This window comes from Motiliproteus sp. (assembly GCF_965230735.1).
Classification (GTDB): domain Bacteria; phylum Pseudomonadota; class Gammaproteobacteria; order Pseudomonadales; family Balneatricaceae; genus Motiliproteus.
This window is the reverse complement of record NZ_OZ246016.1, coordinates 2211405-2229704: the sequence shown is the minus strand read 5'-3', so window position 1 is coordinate 2229704 and position 18300 is coordinate 2211405. Positions and strand designations below refer to the sequence as shown.

Genomic DNA, 18300 nt, shown 5'->3' with positions numbered 1-18300 from the left:
CCTGGAGGCGGGTAAGTTCAGAAAATTCCGGTTTTGGAATAGAAAATTCGAATGCTCAGGCATCAAATTCCGGATCCGACAACATCGCCCGCCGATCACTCAGCGCACGGAATCGATCCTGCTGTTTGGAATTCATGGCACCGATGCTGACATTCAGCAAACGCTCATTACAGACCGCCAAAATTTCTGTCGCCCGCTGCGGTTGCAGCTGCACCAACTCGTAGCCGGTTTGGACCAGATTAAGAAGCACACTGGGACTGTTCGGAACCGTTTCTAAGGCTTTGAGGAAAAAATCGAACGCCTCTTCGAACTTACCCTTACGGTAGAAACTGATCCCCTGTAGGTTATTGCGTCCCCATTCGGTTTCGGTAAAGACCCGGCGACTGAAGTCGGCCTTGTACTCTTCGGCCACCGTCTGCAACTGGGTGTTTTCCAGCCCTTCGAGCAGGTTATCCAACTCTTCGGCCTGCTGGCTGTCATCCAGCTTCTTGAAATCGACAAATGCATCCTGCGCTGCCGCATTAGCCCGCTTGATATCACCGGATAGCTTGTAGGTCTCCGACGTCATCAGGCGTGACTTGAAACGGATCAGGCGATCATCTTTGTACTCGTAAGCCACATCTTCCAAGGCTCGAACCGCTTCTTGTTCTGCTCGGGATGAATGCGAGCCGCCCTGGGGCGAAACCTTGGTCTGCAGGCACCGGGCCAGACCGAAATAGTTGTTGGGCTTCTGATAACAGGAGTGGCGGGCGTACTTGACCGATTCACGAAAAGCCCCAATCGCCACATCCCAGCTACTGTTCTCACTGGCCACATCGCCCAGGTCAGACTGCAGCACCGGCACCGTTGGATGCACGGCGACCGCTTTTTCCAGCAGCTTCTGGGCCGGTTCATTACGTCCGATCACGCGGTAAAGGCGTGACAGCCAGTCAAAGGCTTCGATACTCTCCGGGGAACGCTCCAATACCTGATTGAAACAGGCCATCGCCTCGGCAAAGTGCCCCTCATGGTAATGGCAGATCCCCATCCCCATGTAGGCCCAGGACATCCCCCGCTCATCGGCGGCATTCTGCAACAGACGTCGCGCCCGGTCGTAGTCTTGCTGTTGAATCAGCAGACGGCTCTGCAAACGGGTCAAATAGGGCCCCAACGAAGGCATCTTGCGCAGCATCTGCTCGATCATCTGGATAGCCTTGCCATCCTCGCCTTGATCGACCAGCTCCTCAGCAGGCCTGACCGCTTTCTTCAGCTTCAACAGCTTTTCAAGTCGACTATCAAATAGCTGGGGAGATACCGGTTTGACGAAGAAAGAATCGGCAAACGACTCCAGCGAGTCGTTGGCAACGCTGGTGCTGCCCTCCGGAAGAATCAGAATCTGGCAGTCAACCGCCCGTTTGAGGCCTTCGCGCACCGACTCTTCGATCACCTGATAACCGTTCTTTTCCCCCTCACCGAGGCCGTGCTCGATCAGGCAGAGATCAAACGACTGCATCCGCAGCAGGCTTAACGCCATATTGGCTGAGGACGCCACCTGAACCAACCCGGCCTGCTGCCCCTGCACCAACGTGCGCAATGAAGCCAGCGACTCCAGTCGTTTAGCGACGATCAGAACGGTTTTGTCGGCCAGCAATGCTGCCATACTGGGGATGTCCGGAAAATCAGTTGGAGAGTTATGGATAGTTAAACAGACAATACCAAAAAGTGCCTGCCACTCAAGCGCAAACGTTGATAGAGAACAAAATCAATTCAAAAAAAAGCCCTGACAATTCAGGGCTTTTTAGAACCGGGCATGATGATCAACCGATCATCAGTCCTCCAGCAGGCTACGACCTTTACCAGCGGCAATACGCATCCGCAGGGCGTTCAGCTTGATAAAGCCAGCTGCATCCTTCTGATCGTAAGCACCGGCATCGTCTTCGAAGGTGGCGATCGACTCGTCGAACAGGCTGTCGTCAGAGCTACGACCGATCACTTCGACATTGCCCTTGTACAGTTTCAGACGAACCTTACCGTTCACGTCGCGTTGGGAGTAATCGATCATCGCCTGCAGCATCTTGCGCTCTTCGGACCACCAGAAGCCGTTGTAGATGATTTCGGCATAACGCGGCATCAGCTCGTCTTTCAGGTGAGCGGCTTCACGGTCGAGGGTGATCGACTCGATGGCGCGGTGAGCACGCAGCATGATGGTGCCGCCAGGAGTCTCGTAACAACCACGTGACTTCATACCGACAAAGCGGTTCTCGACGATATCGAGACGGCCGATACCGTTCTCACCACCGATCTTGTTCAGGTATTCCAGCACGGTCGCCGGGCTCATCGGCTGATCGTCGATGGCGACGATATCACCTTTCTGGTAGGTCAGATCGATGTAGGTCGCCTTGTCCGGGGCCTGCTCCGGAGAAACACTCCAGCGCCACATGTCCTCTTCGGCCTCGGTCCAAGGATCTTCCAGCACACCACCCTCATAGGAGATATGGAGCAGGTTGGCATCCATGGAGTAAGGCGACTTCTTACCCTTCTTCTTGAAGTCCACCTCGATACCGTGGGTATCGCAGTAGGCCATCAGCTTGTCACGGGAGTTCAGATCCCACTCACGCCAGGGAGCAATCACTTTAACGCCCGGCTTCAGTGCGTAGGCACCCAGTTCGAAACGAACCTGGTCGTTACCCTTGCCGGTTGCACCGTGGGAGATCGCATCGGCACCGGTCTCGTTGGCAATTTCAACCAGACGCTTGGCGATCAGCGGACGGGCGATGGAGGTACCCAGCAGGTATTCACCTTCATAAACGGTGTTGGCGCGGAACATCGGGAATACGAAGTCACGGACAAACTCTTCGCGCAGGTCTTCGATGTAAATCTCTTTCACGCCCAGCGCTTCAGCCTTGGCGCGGGCCGGTTCGACCTCTTCGCCCTGACCCAGGTCGGCGGTAAAGGTTACCACCTCACAGTTGTAGGTCTCCTGCAGCCACTTAACGATGACCGAGGTATCCAGACCACCGGAATAGGCCAGAACGACCTTCTTAATATCTGACATGGTTGACTCCGTAAACGACCCGCTCCAGAACGGTAGCGGACTGCCGAAAAAAGAACCGCAGAATTATACACGTAAAAACAGGGTGCTGGGATAGCCTACCCAAAAAACTCTGTGATCAAGCCGAGCAAAACTAACGCCAGCTGCTGCGCTACTCGTCACGCTCAAGCCGCACCGTCACCCGGCGGTTACGGGCACGGTTTTTGGAATTGGAGTTTTTCACCACCGGATAGCGTTCGCCATGGTATCGGGTCGTGATCATCTCCTCATTGATACCGATCTTGGCCAGATAGCGTGTTACCGCCTCAGCCCGCTGACGCGACAGATCCCGGTTGGCCAACCGGCGACCCAGGTTGTCGGAATGGCCGTCCACGTAAATGGTTTTTACCGAGGGATCATTTTTGACATAGAGCGCTACCAGATCGAGGCGCTGACGGGTCGAATCCGACAGCCGCCACTGGGCCGACGGAAACAACACCGCAGAACGGGCAACCTGTTGGAAATTGACCGGTAACAGCTCGCCGACACAGTCCTGATAACTGCTGTAGGCCTGCTGGAAATTAGCTGCTGAGATCGCCACCTTCACCGCCGTATCGGTGCCGTACCAATTCTGGTTCGTCAGTGCAGGCATGCGTCCCTGGTAAAGCGACGTCAGAATGTCTTTGGCCAACGGCGGCTGCAGTCGGAACGACTTGCTGTTGACGGCATCACGAATCACCCCGATCCGATGGGTGCCGCGGCCGGGGTGCCAAGGCGGCGCCTCCGCCATAATCAGGGTTTCGTCACCCAGCAACTCCGCTTGCGGCGAGCTGATAACAAACTCCAACTGCTCCCCGGCCCGATGTTCAAAGGTCGCGGTACCGAAATCCGGTATCGGTTGAGACAGCCGGCAACTGAACTTGGAGGCTTCCAGCTCCCAGCGGGTATCATCCAGCGGTGCAATAAAGGTCACCGCCTGTACCGGCCCCGTCAGCAACGCCGCAACGGAGGCCGCCGCCAGACTGCCGTGGGGCAGCCGATCTAAAAGGTTTTTAAAAGCCATCAACATTACCGCGCTTAAGACCGAAATCAGCAATAGACGCCGGCTATATAAAGATTGCCAACTATTGTATTGGTTCGCCTCCAATTGGCAAAACTTTAGCCAAAACCGATCGAATACAAGCCCGAGGACGGTGGTCGGTTTTGAGCGGGGCTGATAAAATCGGCCCTTTCAGCAAGCTGTTTCCAAGGATCTCCATGCAACGTCTTGAAATCACACGCCCAGATGACTGGCATGTTCATCTGCGTGACGGCGAGGTACTGCGTAACACCGTCGCCGACATGGCCCGTTACTTCGGCCGCGCCATCGTTATGCCCAACCTGGTCCCCCCGGTCACCACCACCGATCACGCTCAAGCCTACCGCCAACGGATTCTGGACCAGATGCCGACCGAGCGCGGATTCGATCCTTTGATGACCCTGTACCTGACCGACGGCACCAGTGCCGACGAGCTGCGCAAGGCCAAAGCCAGCGGCTGCGTCACCGCGGTCAAACTATACCCGGCCGGAGCCACCACCAACTCTGCATCGGGCGTCACCGCACTGGAAAACGTCTACGGCGCCCTGGAAGCGATGCAGGAGCTGGGAATCCCGCTGTTGGTCCACGGTGAAGTCACCCATGCCAATATCGATATCTTCGAGCGCGAGAAGGTCTTTATCGAGCAACAGCTGATGCCGCTCACCGAGCGCTTCACTGATCTGAAGATCGTGATGGAACACATCACCACCGCCGATGCGGCCCAGTTTGTCGCCGCCGCCGGTGACAACATCGCCGCCACGATCACGCCTCAACACCTGCTGTTCAACCGCAACGACATGCTGGTTGGCGGGATCAAGCCGCACCTGTACTGCCTGCCGATCCTGAAACGCAACATCCATCAGCAGGCGCTACTGGAAGCCGCCACCTCCGGCAGCCCGAAATTTTTCCTCGGCACCGATTCGGCCCCCCATGCCCAGTCCGCCAAGGAAAGCGCCTGCGGATGCGCCGGTTGTTACAGCGCCACCTCGGCAATCGAGCTCTACGCCGAGGCGTTCGAATCGATGAACGCACTGGACAAGCTGGAAGGTTTTGCTTCGTTCCACGGTCCCGACTTCTATGGCTTGCCCAGAAACAGCGACAAGATCGTGCTGGAGAAACAGCCCTGGACCCAGGCCGAAACCCTGCAGTTCGGTGACCAGCCGATCGTCCCGCTACGTGCCGGTGAAACCATTCAATGGCGCGTGGTCGCCTAGCCTGAATTCGATAAGGACTTCTATCAGTGGCTAACACCCTATCCCCGATCGCCCAATTGATGTCGGAGCGATTTCGCGGTTATTTGCCGGTCGTCATCGATGTCGAAACCGCCGGCTTTAATCCGAAGACCGATGCGCTACTTGAGGTTGCCGCCTCACTACTGACCATGGATGACGAAGGTTTGCTGATCCCGGATCAGACCATCGACTGCAACGTCGAGCCCTTCGAAGGCGCCAACCTGGAAAAAGCGGCGCTGGAGTTTACCGGTATCGACCCTTATAGCCCGTTCCGTGAAGCGGTCTCTGAGAAAGAAGCGCTGGAGCAGATCTTCAAACCGATCCGCAAAGCGATCAAAGCCCACGGCTGCAAGCGGGCGATTCTGGTCGGTCACAACGCCGCCTTCGACCTGAGTTTTATCAACGCCGCCTGCGAGCGCGCCGAGATCAAGCGCAATCCGTTCCACCCGTTCTCCTGCTTCGACACCGCCACCCTGGCCGGTTTGGCGTTCGGCCAGACCGTACTGGCCAAAGCCTGCGACGTAGCCGGGATCGATTTCGACAACCGCCAGGCCCACTCAGCCGCCTACGACACCGAACGCACGGCCGAGCTGTTCAGCTTGATCGTCAATCGCTGGAAAGAGCTGGGCGGCTGGGACCCGGAAATGCACGACTGACGGCTCGGCCTGTTCGAAACCGGAACCCCAGACACAAAAAAGCCCGCTCTAGAGCGGGCTTTTTATCGCCTGTAAAAACTTACAGCTTGTCAGCGTTGTCGCTCAGGTACGCAGCCACACCGTCCGGAGAGGCGTTCATACCGGCGTCGCCCTTGTTCCAGCCAGCCGGGCAAACTTCGCCGTGCTCTTCGTGGAACTGCAGCGCGTCAACCAGACGAATCAGCTCGTCCATATTACGGCCCAGCGGCAGGTCGTTAACGATCTGAGAACGAACCACACCGTTGGTGTCGATCAGGAAGGCGCCACGGAAAGCCACACCACCAGCGGACTCAACGTCGTAGGCTTTGCAGATGTCGTGGTTCATGTCGGCAGCCAGGGTGTACTTGACCGCACCGATGCCACCCTCGTTAACCGGGGTGTTACGCCAGGCGTTGTGGGTGAAGTGTGAATCGATGGAAACACCGATGACTTCAACGTTGCGCTCTTTGAACGCGTCTACACGGTGATCCAGAGCGATCAGCTCGGACGGGCAGACGAAAGTGAAGTCCAGCGGGTAGAAGAAGACCAGACCATATTTACCTTTGATCGCTTCTTTCAGGTTGAACTGGTCAACGATGGAACCGTCACCCAGTACCGCAGGAACGGTAAAGTCCGGTGCTTCCTTACCAACGAGTACGCTCATTATTAGCTTCTCCAAGTTGCTTTTGGGATTAAAGTTATAAGGACAGACCCCCCGACCTGCCCCAGCAACAGCCAATGGAATATTAGCTTATGCGATGGAATATTTAGCTTATACGACTATTCGCTGTCAGCTGCCTTTTGCGCTGCAGCTTTGATCAGAGTCTCAAGTTCACCATTCTGCGCCATTTCGACAATGATGTCGCAGCCGCCGATCAGCTCGCCTTCAACCCAGAGTTGCGGAAAGGTAGGCCAGTTGGCGTACTTCGGCAACTCAGCGCGAATTTCAGGGTTTTCCAGGATATTGACGAAAGCAAAACGCTCGCCACAACCCATGATCGCCTGGGATGCCTGGGAAGAGAAACCGCACTGCGGGAACTTCGGCGTACCCTTCATGTAAAGCAGAATCGGGTTGTTTTCAATTTGATCTTTAATGGTATCGACGACTGTGGTCATGGTTCACCTGTAAGTTAGTTTAAAGAGCGCTCAGCTCCCCCCGGGACTTGCCATGCAAGCCCCTTTTGCCTGCGATTATACCCATATCCGACTATTTTTGTCTGGCTCTATAACGAGATATTTTTGTGACGAAATGAAGTAAATCGATAACCGCTGGCTATACTGACCGTTTCACTATTCTATTTGGCAAATCAACTTCCTGCCAGACTTGACAGCCTGCGCCGGAGTTTGCCAAATCCAAAAACCCGTGGTTAGAATTGACCCTTTTTCACAGGGGCAGCCGAAGCTCGATAGCTCCTTAGTTTGCCGCCGTAAAGGAATTCGACAATGACAGACTCACCGCTGATGAACAATTACTCCCGGCTCTCCGTGGCGTTTGAACGCGGCGAAGGCGCCTGGCTATACGATCAGCAGGGTAACAAGTTTCTCGATGCGCTCAGCGGCATTGCTGTCTGCGGCCTGGGTCATGCGCACCCGAAAGTCACCGCCGCCATCACCGAGCAGGCCGCCCGACTGATTCATACCTCCAACCTTTACACCATTCCGCTGCAGACCGAGCTGGCTCAACGTCTGTGCGATCTGTCGGGAATGGAGAATGTCTTTTTCGGCAACTCCGGTGCCGAAGCCAATGAAGCCGCGATCAAGCTGGCTCGCCTGTACGGACGTCAGTGTGGCATCGACACTCCGTCGGTCATCGTGATGGAGCAGTCATTCCACGGCCGCACCATGGCGACTCTGAGCGCCACCGGTAACCGCAAGGCTCAAGCCGGGTTTGAACCGCTGGTTGCCGGTTTTGTCCGCGCGCCGTTCAACGATGTCGAAGCCATCCGTACTATTGCCGCTAACAATAGCAACGTGGTGGCGATTCTGGTCGAACCGATCCAGGGAGAGAGCGGCGTCCGGATTCCGGATCAGGACTACCTCAACCAGCTGCGCCAGATCTGCGATGAGCAGAATTGGTTGCTGATGCTGGATGAAGTCCAGACCGGCAACGGTCGGACCGGGCGCTATTTCGCTTACCAGCACAATGACATCCTGCCTGACGTGGTCACCACCGCCAAAGGGCTCGGCAACGGCGTACCGATCGGTGCCTGCCTGGCTCGAGGTGCGGCAGCCGGAGTTCTCGGCCCGGGTACCCACGGTTCCACCTTCGGCGGTAACCCACTGGCCTGCGCCGCTGCGCTGGCGGTGATCGACACCATCGAGTCCGACAGTCTGTGTCAGAAGGCCGCCGATATGGGCGCTCTGCTGGTTGAAGGCTTTCAACGTGAATTCGAAGGAGCTGACTATGTCCGCGATATCCGCGGCAAGGGCTTGATGGTCGCGATCGAACTGGATCAGCCGGTCACCGAGCTGGCCGTACTGGCCAAGGTCAAAGGAATTTTGCTCAACGTTACCGGAGAAGGTAAGATCGTTCGCCTGTTGCCACCGCTGATCCTTAATGAAAGCGAAGCCAGCCTGATCATTGGTGTGATCAGCAAGCTGATCAAAATTCTGGTTTCCGACGAATAGCGTCGAGCCGACAAACAGATTTAGTGCCGACAACCGTCGGCCATCATTCAACCCCAACACGACAACGCCCTTGAGTTTTCGAGGGCGTTTTAGGTATTTAGCTATGGACGCTCAAACTCGACACTTCATGACCCTGAAAGACCTCAGCCCCGAGGAGCTGGATTACGTCATCGCCCGCGCGATCAAACTTAAGGAGATGCGTAACGAGGCTGTCATCTATGAGCCGTTCAAGAACCAGGTGCTGGGGATGATCTTTGAGAAGTCATCTACCCGCACCCGGGTCTCGTTCGAAGCCGGCATGACCCAATTCGGCGGCAGCGCGATCTTCCTGTCCCCGCGCGATACCCAACTGGGCCGCGGCGAGCCGGTCGAAGACAGCGCCCGGGTGATCTCGCGGATGGTCGACATCATCATGGTCCGTACCTTTGATCATCAGCAGCTCGAATATTTTGCCAGCTACTCTAACGTACCGGTCATCAACGCGCTGACCGATGATTTCCACCCCTGCCAACTGCTGGCGGATATGCAAACCTACGTCGAGCAGCGGGGTTCGATCAAAGGTAAGACCGTGGTCTGGATCGGCGACGGCAACAATATGTGTAACTCCTACATCAATGCCGCTGCACAGTTCGACTTCCAACTGCGCATCGCCTGTCCGGAAGGTTACGAGCCCCCGGCAGCACTGGTCGAAGCCCACGCCGACCGCGTTACGATCCTGCGTGATCCGGCCGAAGCGGTTCGCGGCGCTGATCTGGTCACCACCGATGTCTGGGCCTCGATGGGTCAGGAAGAGGAGCAGAAAGAGCGTGAGGCCGCGTTCGCCGGTATCTATCAGGTCAGCCCTGCACTGATGGATCTGGCCCATCCTGAAGCAATCTTCCTGCACTGCCTGCCGGCCCACCGTGGCGAAGAGATCAGCGAAGACATGCTCGACGATCCGCGCTCAGCGGTCTTTGATCAGGCAGAGAATCGCCTCCATGCCCAAAAAGCACTGATGGAATTCCTGGTGTTCGGCATCCAAAAACACGTGCCCTGAGCACAACTGCGGCAGTCGGGGCGGTGATTGCTGCCCCTCTGCCCACCCCATCGGTGCCAATTCCGACTATACTTGAATTTCGTTCATAACCAGTCAGCAATGACTCAACGATGGAGGCGGATGTATGGTCGAATTGAGACACCTGAAAACCCTGGCCGCGCTGCGTGATACCGGCAGCCTGGTCGAAGCTGCCGAACGTGTCTTCCTAACCCAGTCCGCCCTGTCGCACCAGATCAAAGACCTGGAAGAGCGACTCAATTGCTCGCTGTTTATCCGCAAAACCAAACCGATCTGCTTCACCAGCGCCGGCCAACGGCTGCTGGCGCTGGCTGACGATGTGCTGCCGATGATCCGCAACGCCGAACGGGACATCGCCCGCCTGGCCGGCGGCGAAACCGGCCGACTGAATATGTCGATCGAATGCCACAGCTGCTTCCAGTGGCTGATGCCGACGATCGATCGCTTCCGCGAGAACTGGCCCGAGGTGGAACTGGATCTGGCCAGCGGGTTCAACTTTTCACCGCTGCCGGCACTGGCCCGGGGCGAGCTGGATCTGGTGATCACTTCCGACCCACAACCGATCAACAGTATTCAGTACGAACCCCTGTTCGCCTACGAAATCCTGCTGGCGGTTTCCAACCAACATCCGCTGGCCCGCAAAGGCCATGTCGAACCGAGCGATATCGCGCAGGAGACACTGATCTGCTATCCGGTCGATCGTAACCGCCTCGACATTTTCACCCGTTTCCTCGACCCGGCCGATGTCGACCCGGAGATCCGCACCGCCGAGATGACGGTGATGATGATGCAGCTGGTGGCCAGCGGTCGCGGCGTTTGCGGTCTGCCCAACTGGGCGCTGAGCGAATACCTCGAACGCAACTATGTCAGCGCCTGCCAGCTCGGCTCCAAGGGCGTCTGGTCAACGCTCTATGCTGCTATCCGCGAGGATCAGAAAGACGCCGAATTTATGCGTGACTTCCTCGATACGGCACGCGAAACCTCGTTCAAAACCCTTAACGGGATCCGTGCCACGGCCAAGAACTGAGCCGCCCGCTAATAGGGCTGCGATTCCCTAGTCATCCTCGAACACAGGGCGTACACTAACGCCCTGTTTTTTCTGTGCACATCGAGTGCACGAGCTCTATATAGGTCGACTCATGGAACTTTGGACACCCGATAGCTGGCGCGGCAAGCCGATTCTGCAACAACCCAACTACACCGACGCCCCCCTGCTCAACAAGGTCGAACAGCAACTGTCTCAACTGCCGCCGCTGGTCTTTGCCGGTGAGGTTCGGGCACTGCGCGGCCAACTGGCCGAAGCCACCGAAGGCCGCGCGTTTTTGCTCCAAGGTGGTGACTGTGCTGAAAGCTTTGCCGAGTTCCATGCCGACAATATTCGCGACACCTTTAAGGTACTGCTGCAGATGGCGGTGGTACTGACCTTCGCCGGCAGCTGCCCAATCGTCAAGGTCGGCCGAATGGCCGGACAGTTCGCCAAGCCGCGTTCGGCCGATACCGAAGTGGTCGATGGCCAGGAACTGCCCAGCTACCGCGGCGATATCGTCAACGATATCAGTTTCAATGCCGATGCCCGGGTACCGGATCCGCAACGTTTGCTGCAAGCCTACAACCAGGCCGCGGCGACCCAAAACCTGCTGCGCGCTTTCGCACAGGGCGGTTTCGCCGATCTCGGCCAGGTACACGCCTGGAACCTCGGCTTTGTCGATAAGAGCCCGCTGGGGGAGAAATACCGTGACCTGGCCGATCAGATTGATCAGGCCCTGGCGTTCATGAAAGCCTGTGGTATCAGCGGCAACAACACGCCGCAGATCCACGAAACCTCGCTATACACCTCCCACGAGGCGTTGCTGCTCAATTTCGAACAGGCACTGACCCGTCGTGACAGCCTGACCGACCAGTGGTACGACTGTTCCGCCCATATGCTCTGGATCGGCGATCGCACCCGTCAGCTTGACGGCGCCCACGTCGAGTTCATGCGCGGCATTCAGAACCCGATCGGCGTCAAGGTCGGCCCCAGCATGGCCGCTGACGAGCTGCTGCAGTTGATCGAAGTGCTTAACCCCAACAACGAGCCGGGCCGTCTGAACCTGATCTCACGCATGGGTGCCGAACAGGTCGGTGACAAGCTCAGTCCGCTGGTCCGCGCCGTCAAGGAAGCGGGTCTGAAAGTCCTCTGGAGCTGTGACCCGATGCACGGCAACACCATCAAGACCAGCAACGGCTACAAGACACGTGCGGTCGATCAGGTACTGTCGGAGATGAAGGGCTTCTTCCAGGTCCATCAGGCCGAAGGCACCACCGCAGGTGGCGTCCATTTCGAAATGACCGGGCAAAACGTCACCGAATGTATCGGCGGCGCCTACCAGATCACCGAAGCCAACCTGGCCGATCGTTACAACACCTACTGTGATCCGCGCCTGAATGCCGACCAAGCGCTGGAACTGGCATTCCTGATCGCCGACACCCTGAAGCACGCCCGTCGCCAGTAGGCGCGGGCGGCACAGGTCAGGAATACCAAATGGCCGACCCTACCGAGGTCAAAACCGCGTTGAATCGAATCGAGCAGGCGCTGCGTGAGCTGGACCTGTGGTCCAGCGCTCCCCCCAGCCCGCAAGCGCTGCAAAGTGTTGAGCCGTTCTGTGTCGACACCCTCAGCCTTAGCGAATGGCTGCAATGGATTCTGATACCGCGGATGAACGCCCTGCTCGACGGCGAATTACCTCTGCCCGGCAATTGCCAGATTCTTCCGATCGCTGAGGAGAGTTTCAAGGAGTTGTTGCAGGATACGAATGCCCTGCTGCAGGCGATTGACGCCTTTGACAAGGCGCTGGGACCGACATCGATTTAACACCTCAGCGGACCGGGTACTGCACCCTGCCCGCCAAGGTTTTATCGGATTTCACTCCTGCTCAGCGAAGAGCCCATCCAACACGATATCGTTATAGCTGACGATGCCGCGGATCTGGTCACCATCGACCACCGGTGCCAACGAAATCCCGACGTTTTCAAACAGTCGTGCACAATATCGCACATCCATTCGTCCATTCACGCCGATGGCCGGCTTGGCCATGATCTCATAGACATTGACCCGCTCCGCCGAGCGGTCACAGGCGATCACTTTCTTGGCGATATCGGACAGCAGCACCATGCCGAACTCATCGTCCTCATGACGCTTCTTGACGATCAACACCCGAGCACGGCTCTCGCGCGCAATATCCAGTGCCTGAGCCACCGTCATCAAGCCGTCCACCTCAACAAAGTCAGACTTCATGACATCTTCGGCCCGAACGATCTTTTTCTCGCTCATAGCGAATCCTCAATTTTCTCAGATAGTTCTTTCACCTGGTGAGCAACGCCGACGGCATCTTCAACATCCAGTTGTACCGCGATACCCGTCCCCGGTTTAGTATCGAAGCAGCCCACCTCGGAGATACGCTCCAGGATATGCCGGCTCAGGTGCTCTTCAACCAAAAAGATGACCACATCACGCTGTGACTCCAACGACAAACCGAAGAAGGTCTTGCTCTTGTTGAGCCCCTCCCCGCGGGCGTTGTTGATCACCGTTGCCCCGGTTGCCCCCGCTTCTCGGGCGGCATCCATCACCGCGCGGGTTTCCGTATCCTCAACAAAGGCGAGGATCAGTTTGAAATGCATAGGTTAATCCCTCGATTCCCTTAAGATTGCTCTTGATCGAACTCGGCCTGTCGCCGGGCACGGGAGCGTTTTTCTCTGAATTCGGTTATCTGTGCATAGCCCATCACCGTGATCATCGGGAACAGGCTGGCAAAGGCGATCAGGCCGAAACCATCCAGCAAGGCACTGCGTCCGGGCACCGTTTCCGCCAGACCAAGCCCCAATGCCGCCACCAGCGGCACCGTCACGGTCGATGTGGTCACGCCTCCGGAGTCATAGGCCAGAGGTACGATCATCTTGGGTGCAAAGAAGGTCTGGATCACCACGAACACATAACCGGTGATGATGAAATAGTGGATCGGCACCCCGGTCACGATCCGGTAGGTGCCCAGTGCAATACCGATTGCCACCCCCAGCGCCACCGCAATCCGCAGCCCCCAGATACCGATGGTGCCACCGGAAACCTCATTGGCCTTGATCGCTACCGCGATCAGCGAAGGCTCGGCAATGGTGGTGCTGGCCCCGATCGCAAAAGCGAACAGATAGACCCAGTAATAATCCTGCCAGCGCAATACTTCAGCGGCACCGACAATGCCCTGACGGATAAACTCCGGATTGGTCAGCTGCTCGGCCATTAACCGACCTAACGGGAACAGCGCCTTCTCCAATCCGAGCAGAAAGAATGCCAGCCCGACGATCACGTAGGCAAAGCCGAACAACACCCGTTTCAGGTTGGGAATACGGCGACGAATGACGAAGATCTGAAAGCCAAAAATGATCGCGGCGATCGGAATCACGTCCTTGATCGTCGAAAACAGGATCGATAACAGGTTGGTTAGCAATTCCATCAGACGATCATCCCGTAAGCCATGACAAAGATCATCGGCGTCAGCGACGCGAAGGCGATCAGGCCGAAACCATCAATCATCGGATTCCGCCCCTCAATCGACGAGGCCAACCCCACCCCCAAAGCGGTTACCAGCGGTACCGTAATGGTCGAGGTGGTGACGCCACCGGAGTCATAGGCGATACCGATAATCTCCTTGGGCGCCAGCGCGGTCATAATCACGACCAGCACGTAGCCTCCCATGATCATGTACTGGATCGACCAGCCCTTAAGAATCCGCACCACCCCGAGCACGATCGCCAACCCGACCGACAGCGCCACGGTGAAACGCAGTCCGCTGGCATAGACCGAGCGGGCATCAGGGTTGTTCTCGATCATGCCGCCGTTGGCGGCTACCTGGGCCGCTTCGGCCGCCACCGCAATCAAGGCGGGTTCGGCCACGGTGGTACCAAACCCTAACGCAAAGGCGAAGGTGATCAACCAACTGACACTGCCTTTGCGGGCAAAGGCATGGGCCATCGACTCGCCGATCGGAAACAAGCCCATCTCAAGACCGAAAATAAAAAACGTCAGCCCAAGAACAACAAACACCACCCCGGTCAGAACCCCGACCAGATCCGGCAACGGTTGTTGAAGAACCACTAACTGAAAGAAACCGATGACCAGAATAATCGGCGCCAGATCGCGCAGACTACCCACCATCGATTGCAGTAACGCATAGAGCGATTTTTGCAAAACTGATATCCCCTTCGTTTGCAATCACTCGATTATAAAAAAGCTGGAACAGCCTTTTATAGACCCACCTCAATGTTTATCATGGAATGCTCAATAAGCGCTAACTTTTCTTTGCGGCTCAAGCGTTTGAGGCGATATTCCTGCTTGGAAGCGGTGCTGCGGTCCGGGAACGGTTGCTGAAAACAGATTCGCTTGGGCGGATCGGTACGAAAAAACTTGGCCCCACCCTTACCGCTGCGATGTTGCTCGAAGCGGCGCGACGGATCAGTCGTGATGCCGGTATAGAGCCGACCTCCCTCAGTCTCGATCATATAGAGAAACCAGTCTTGCGATTGAGCTGAAGATCGTTCTTTGGTGGAAGGTTCAGTAATTGCTGCCGTCGACGCTGACAATCGTCGTTACCTCCTAGGCTCGCGGTGATAGAATTGCCGCTCAGCATAACCAACCGCAAGCCTTGAAAACACCCACCCATGCAGCCGATTCAAACCCTTACCGATTTTTTATCCAACGCCAATGTCAGCTTTCGTCTCTTCGACATGGGCCGGCGCGTATCCAAGCTCCGTACCGAAGAGTTTCGTCGTTTCGAGCAGGCACAAACGCCCTACCCGCTGCCATTTTTGCAGCAGGCCTGGATCGGTGTGCTGCTGTGGAGTCCCAAACAGAAACAACAACAGATTATCTGGTTCTTGAAACTGCCATTGGATGAACAGGGTCTATTGGTCCAGGCGGCCCGGGACGATTTTCTGCACCGCCTGGCCCGCTGTGTCGGCGACCAGTTGCTGGAGCAGAACGAGGGCGAAGATCCCCTCAAGGACAACCCGTTCGCCTTCACCCCGGATCAAGAGAAGATGGCCGCCTTCCACGCCAAAGCCGCACAGATTCTCAACCAACCCCACTCGGTGTTCTACCAGCCCACCCGTGATTACCTGGCCGGGCTGAAGGACTTGAACGACTGGCAGCAGCTGGGATTACAGGGTATCGCCGATGTCTGTGACCGGCTGGATCAGCAAAATAACGCCGAGCTCCTAGAGCGCAATCTGGATAAATTGCCGCTACCTCCGCTGGAAGCTTTCTGCGCACAACTGGAGCACCAACAACCACCCCACGCCCTGAGCCGGGCGCTGTCACGGCGACTCCATCGCGAGCTCGAGACGGCCAGTTGCGAGGCAACCAGTATCGGCGCCCTGCTGCGCGCGCTGTCACAAAGCTTCGACGACGACCAACGCCAACGGGCGATCCACGCAGTTTTGGATACCGACTACGGAAAAGATGTGGAGGTGTTGGCCGCCATCGCCAGTCGCTGCTGGGCCGACCTTCAGCAACCTGAACTCTGCCAGGCATTTCTGGAGGCCCTAGCCCGTAATCCGGCCGGACAAGCCTGTTTCAACCGCGTCCTTGCCGACCTGGTGTTTATTCCGGGGATGCGCCCAGCGGTCATGGCCGGACTGCGCAACCCCGAGCGTAGCGATGAGTTAGCGCAAGCCATCGGCGGTTTCTTCGGCCAAGTTCGCTAGAGCATAGCCTCAGGCGTGGATGGGAACCGCCTAAGGTGACTATGGTTTGATCAGCAAAGGCGGCCGAAGCCGCCGGTGGGCTCAGAATGGGTTTGAGCCGATCAGAACTGATCGTCGGCCAGCGCCATGGTAGCGCTGCTGCCGGAACGGATCGCGCAGAGCAGTCCTGCCGTTCGCGGTAGCAACTGCTCGCAGTAGAAGCGTGCCGTTACCAGTTTGGCCTTTAGGAACTCAGGATCACCGCTGCCGGTATCCAGCATGGCCTGAGCCTGCAACGCACTGCGCGCCATCATCCAGCCGCCGCTGAGATAACCGAACAGCATCATAAAGCTGACCGCCACGCTGCCGGCGGCGTCTTCATCTCGGGATGCCGCATCCAATAACCACTCCTGAGCCTCATTCCCGTCGCGAAGTGCATTGCGCAGCGCAGCGGTAATCACCTCGGTGTTTTCATTGCTGGCGTCCAGCTCGGCCAGTGTCTGCTCCATCTCACCCAACAGTGAATCGATCAGTTTACCGCCGTTGAACAGATTCTTACGACCGACCAGATCCATCGCCTGGATACCGGTTGTCCCTTCGTAGATCGGCAGAATCCGAGCGTCACGGAAATACTGGGCGGCCCCGGTTTCTTCGATAAAGCCCATGCCGCCATGGACCTGAACACCCAGACTGGTCACTTCCTGCGCCATCTCGGTCAACCAACCCTTGACGATCGGAGTCAGCAGCTCGACCCGTCCTTGATGCTGCTGGCGCTGCTCGGCATCACTACAGTGATTGGCCCGATCAATTTCCATCGCCGCCAGATAGGCCACCGCCCGCATCGCCTCGGTCGAGGCCCGCATCTGCATCAGCATTCGACGCACATCCGGATGCCGGATGATCGGCACCTGGGTGCCATCAGCCTGAGTCCCCTGCAAACGCTCTTTGGCATAATCGACCGCATGCTGATAAGCGCGCTCCGAGATCGCCACTCCCTGCAAACCCACCGCCTGACGGGCATGGTTCATCATCGTGAACATGTAGGCCAGACCTTTGTTTTCCTGTCCGACCAGGTAACCGACGGCACCACCTTCGTCCCCGAAGCTCATGACACAGGTGGGGCTGCCGTGAATGCCGAGCTTATGCTCCAGCGATACCGCTTTCAGATCATTGCGTTCCGCGGGGTTACCATCGCTGTCGAGCAGGAACTTGGGCACCACAAACAACGAAATCCCCTTAACCCCGGCCGGTGCATCCGGCAGCCGCGCCAACACCAGATGGACGATATTATCGGTCATCTGGTGATCACCCCAGGTAATAAAGATCTTTTGGCCGGTGATCCGGTAGTGATCGCCTTCACGGACAGCACGGGTTTTGATCGCCGCCAGATCAGACCCGGCTCCCGGTTCGGTCAGGTTCATGGTACCGGTCCACTCACCGCTGACCAGTTTGGGTAAGAACTGCAGTTGCAGCTCATCGGTGCCGTGATGGGTCAAAGACTCAATCGCTCCCTGCCCCAGCATCGGACAGAGCCCGAATGCCATATTGGCCGACTGCCAGACTTCATTGACCGCAGTTCCAAGCAGATTGGGCAGCTGCTGACCACCGAATTCGGCTCTGGCGGTGAGCGAGCCCCAGCCACTCTCCACATACTGCTGATAGGCTTCGGCGAACCCTTCGGTCTGCTGCACGCCTTGCTCGGTGAGGGTCGCGCCCTGCTCATCACCGTTACGGTTCAGCGGCGCCAGCACCGTCTCACCAAGCTTTCCGGCCTCTTCGAGAATGGCGTTGGCCAACTCGGAATTGACCTCTTCGACAGCATTACGTTGGCAGAACTGATCCAGGTCCAGCAGCTCGTTGATGACAAACTGCATATCTCGATAGGGATGGCGATACTCACTCATACTGGTTTC

At 57.1% G+C, this 18300-nt stretch carries 19 protein-coding genes; 8 read left to right on the top strand and 11 right to left on the bottom strand.

All coding sequences use genetic code 11. From position 1 onward, the window contains the following. Nucleotides 1-55: 55 nt before the first annotated feature. The 3 genes from ACO05M_RS10425 to ACO05M_RS10415 all read right to left on the bottom strand — a co-directional run bounded on the left by ACO05M_RS10425 (nt 56) and on the right by ACO05M_RS10415 (nt 4073). Complete coding sequence (locus ACO05M_RS10425; protein ID WP_421862172.1) at nt 56-1639, bottom strand: tetratricopeptide repeat protein; 1584 nt, start codon at nt 1637-1639, stop codon at nt 56-58. Between the two features lie 168 nt (nt 1640-1807). After that, entirely contained in the window at nt 1808-3034 is a 1227-nt protein-coding gene (locus ACO05M_RS10420) for an argininosuccinate synthase (RefSeq protein ID WP_421862169.1), read from the bottom strand. 148 nt (nt 3035-3182) lie between these two features. Beyond that, nucleotides 3183-4073, bottom strand: coding sequence for a flagellar protein MotY (locus ACO05M_RS10415; protein ID WP_421862166.1), 891 nt, complete (start codon nt 4071-4073; stop codon nt 3183-3185). A 194-nt stretch (nt 4074-4267) separates the two neighbouring features. On the opposite strand from ACO05M_RS10415, the gene pyrC reads away from it, so the two are divergent. After that, nucleotides 4268-5302: a dihydroorotase gene (gene pyrC, locus ACO05M_RS10410; RefSeq protein WP_421862163.1), complete on the top strand. Its 1035-nt coding sequence runs from the start codon at nt 4268-4270 to the stop codon at nt 5300-5302. 59 nt (nt 5303-5361) lie between these two features. Continuing rightward, nucleotides 5362-5976, top strand: coding sequence for a ribonuclease T (gene rnt, locus ACO05M_RS10405; protein ID WP_421870725.1), 615 nt, complete (start codon nt 5362-5364; stop codon nt 5974-5976). 79 nt (nt 5977-6055) lie between these two features. On the opposite strand, the gene ACO05M_RS10400 is transcribed toward rnt, so the two are convergent. After that, entirely contained in the window at nt 6056-6658 is a 603-nt protein-coding gene (locus ACO05M_RS10400; RefSeq protein WP_114694575.1) for a peroxiredoxin, read from the bottom strand. Between the two features lie 116 nt (nt 6659-6774). Beyond that, complete coding sequence (gene grxD / locus ACO05M_RS10395; RefSeq protein WP_421862160.1) at nt 6775-7110, bottom strand: Grx4 family monothiol glutaredoxin; 336 nt, start codon at nt 7108-7110, stop codon at nt 6775-6777. Between the two features lie 327 nt (nt 7111-7437). On the opposite strand from grxD, the gene ACO05M_RS10390 reads away from it, so the two are divergent. From ACO05M_RS10390 to ACO05M_RS10370, 5 genes are all read left to right on the top strand, one after another. Then, complete coding sequence (locus ACO05M_RS10390; RefSeq protein ID WP_421862157.1) at nt 7438-8622, top strand: aspartate aminotransferase family protein; 1185 nt, start codon at nt 7438-7440, stop codon at nt 8620-8622. 103 nt (nt 8623-8725) lie between these two features. Then, on the top strand, nt 8726-9658 hold the full coding sequence (gene argF / locus ACO05M_RS10385) for an ornithine carbamoyltransferase (protein WP_421862155.1): 933 nt from the start codon (nt 8726-8728) through the stop codon (nt 9656-9658). 124 nt (nt 9659-9782) lie between these two features. Further along, on the top strand, nt 9783-10703 hold the full coding sequence (locus ACO05M_RS10380; RefSeq protein WP_421862152.1) for a LysR family transcriptional regulator: 921 nt from the start codon (nt 9783-9785) through the stop codon (nt 10701-10703). Nucleotides 10704-10815: 112 nt separating this feature from the next. Continuing rightward, the gene (locus ACO05M_RS10375; RefSeq protein WP_421862150.1) at nt 10816-12168 is read left to right on the top strand and encodes a class II 3-deoxy-7-phosphoheptulonate synthase; all 1353 of its coding nucleotides are present in this window, start codon (nt 10816-10818) and stop codon (nt 12166-12168) included. Nucleotides 12169-12197: 29 nt separating this feature from the next. Next, nucleotides 12198-12527, top strand: coding sequence for a YqcC family protein (locus tag ACO05M_RS10370; protein WP_421862147.1), 330 nt, complete (start codon nt 12198-12200; stop codon nt 12525-12527). 51 nt (nt 12528-12578) lie between these two features. Here ACO05M_RS10370 and ACO05M_RS10365 read toward each other — a convergent pair whose 3' ends face one another. From ACO05M_RS10365 to ACO05M_RS10345, 5 genes are all read right to left on the bottom strand, one after another. Next, nucleotides 12579-12986 carry a CBS domain-containing protein gene (locus ACO05M_RS10365; protein WP_421862144.1) on the bottom strand — a complete coding sequence of 136 codons (408 nt, stop codon included), beginning with the start codon at nt 12984-12986 and terminating at the stop codon, nt 12579-12581. Beyond that, nucleotides 12983-13333, bottom strand: coding sequence for a P-II family nitrogen regulator (locus ACO05M_RS10360; protein WP_421862143.1), 351 nt, complete (start codon nt 13331-13333; stop codon nt 12983-12985). The genes ACO05M_RS10365 and ACO05M_RS10360 overlap by 4 nt, the downstream gene beginning before the upstream one ends. A gap of 20 nt (nt 13334-13353) precedes the next feature. Next, entirely contained in the window at nt 13354-14160 is an 807-nt protein-coding gene (locus ACO05M_RS10355) for a DUF1538 domain-containing protein (protein WP_421862140.1), read from the bottom strand. Then, nucleotides 14160-14861 carry a DUF1538 family protein gene (locus ACO05M_RS10350; RefSeq protein ID WP_421870722.1) on the bottom strand — a complete coding sequence of 234 codons (702 nt, stop codon included), beginning with the start codon at nt 14859-14861 and terminating at the stop codon, nt 14160-14162. The genes ACO05M_RS10355 and ACO05M_RS10350 overlap by 1 nt, the downstream gene beginning before the upstream one ends. A gap of 89 nt (nt 14862-14950) precedes the next feature. Next, nucleotides 14951-15286: a GIY-YIG nuclease family protein gene (locus ACO05M_RS10345; protein WP_421862138.1), complete on the bottom strand. Its 336-nt coding sequence runs from the start codon at nt 15284-15286 to the stop codon at nt 14951-14953. 78 nt (nt 15287-15364) lie between these two features. Here ACO05M_RS10345 and ACO05M_RS10340 point away from each other — a divergent pair, with 78 nt between their 5' ends. Further along, entirely contained in the window at nt 15365-16408 is a 1044-nt protein-coding gene (locus ACO05M_RS10340; protein ID WP_421862136.1) for a DUF3549 family protein, read from the top strand. Between the two features lie 101 nt (nt 16409-16509). On the opposite strand, the gene ACO05M_RS10335 is transcribed toward ACO05M_RS10340, so the two are convergent. Next, a complete protein-coding gene (locus ACO05M_RS10335; protein ID WP_421862134.1) occupies nt 16510-18291 on the bottom strand; it encodes an acyl-CoA dehydrogenase in 1782 nt (593 codons plus the stop codon). Nucleotides 18292-18300: the final 9 nt, after the last annotated feature.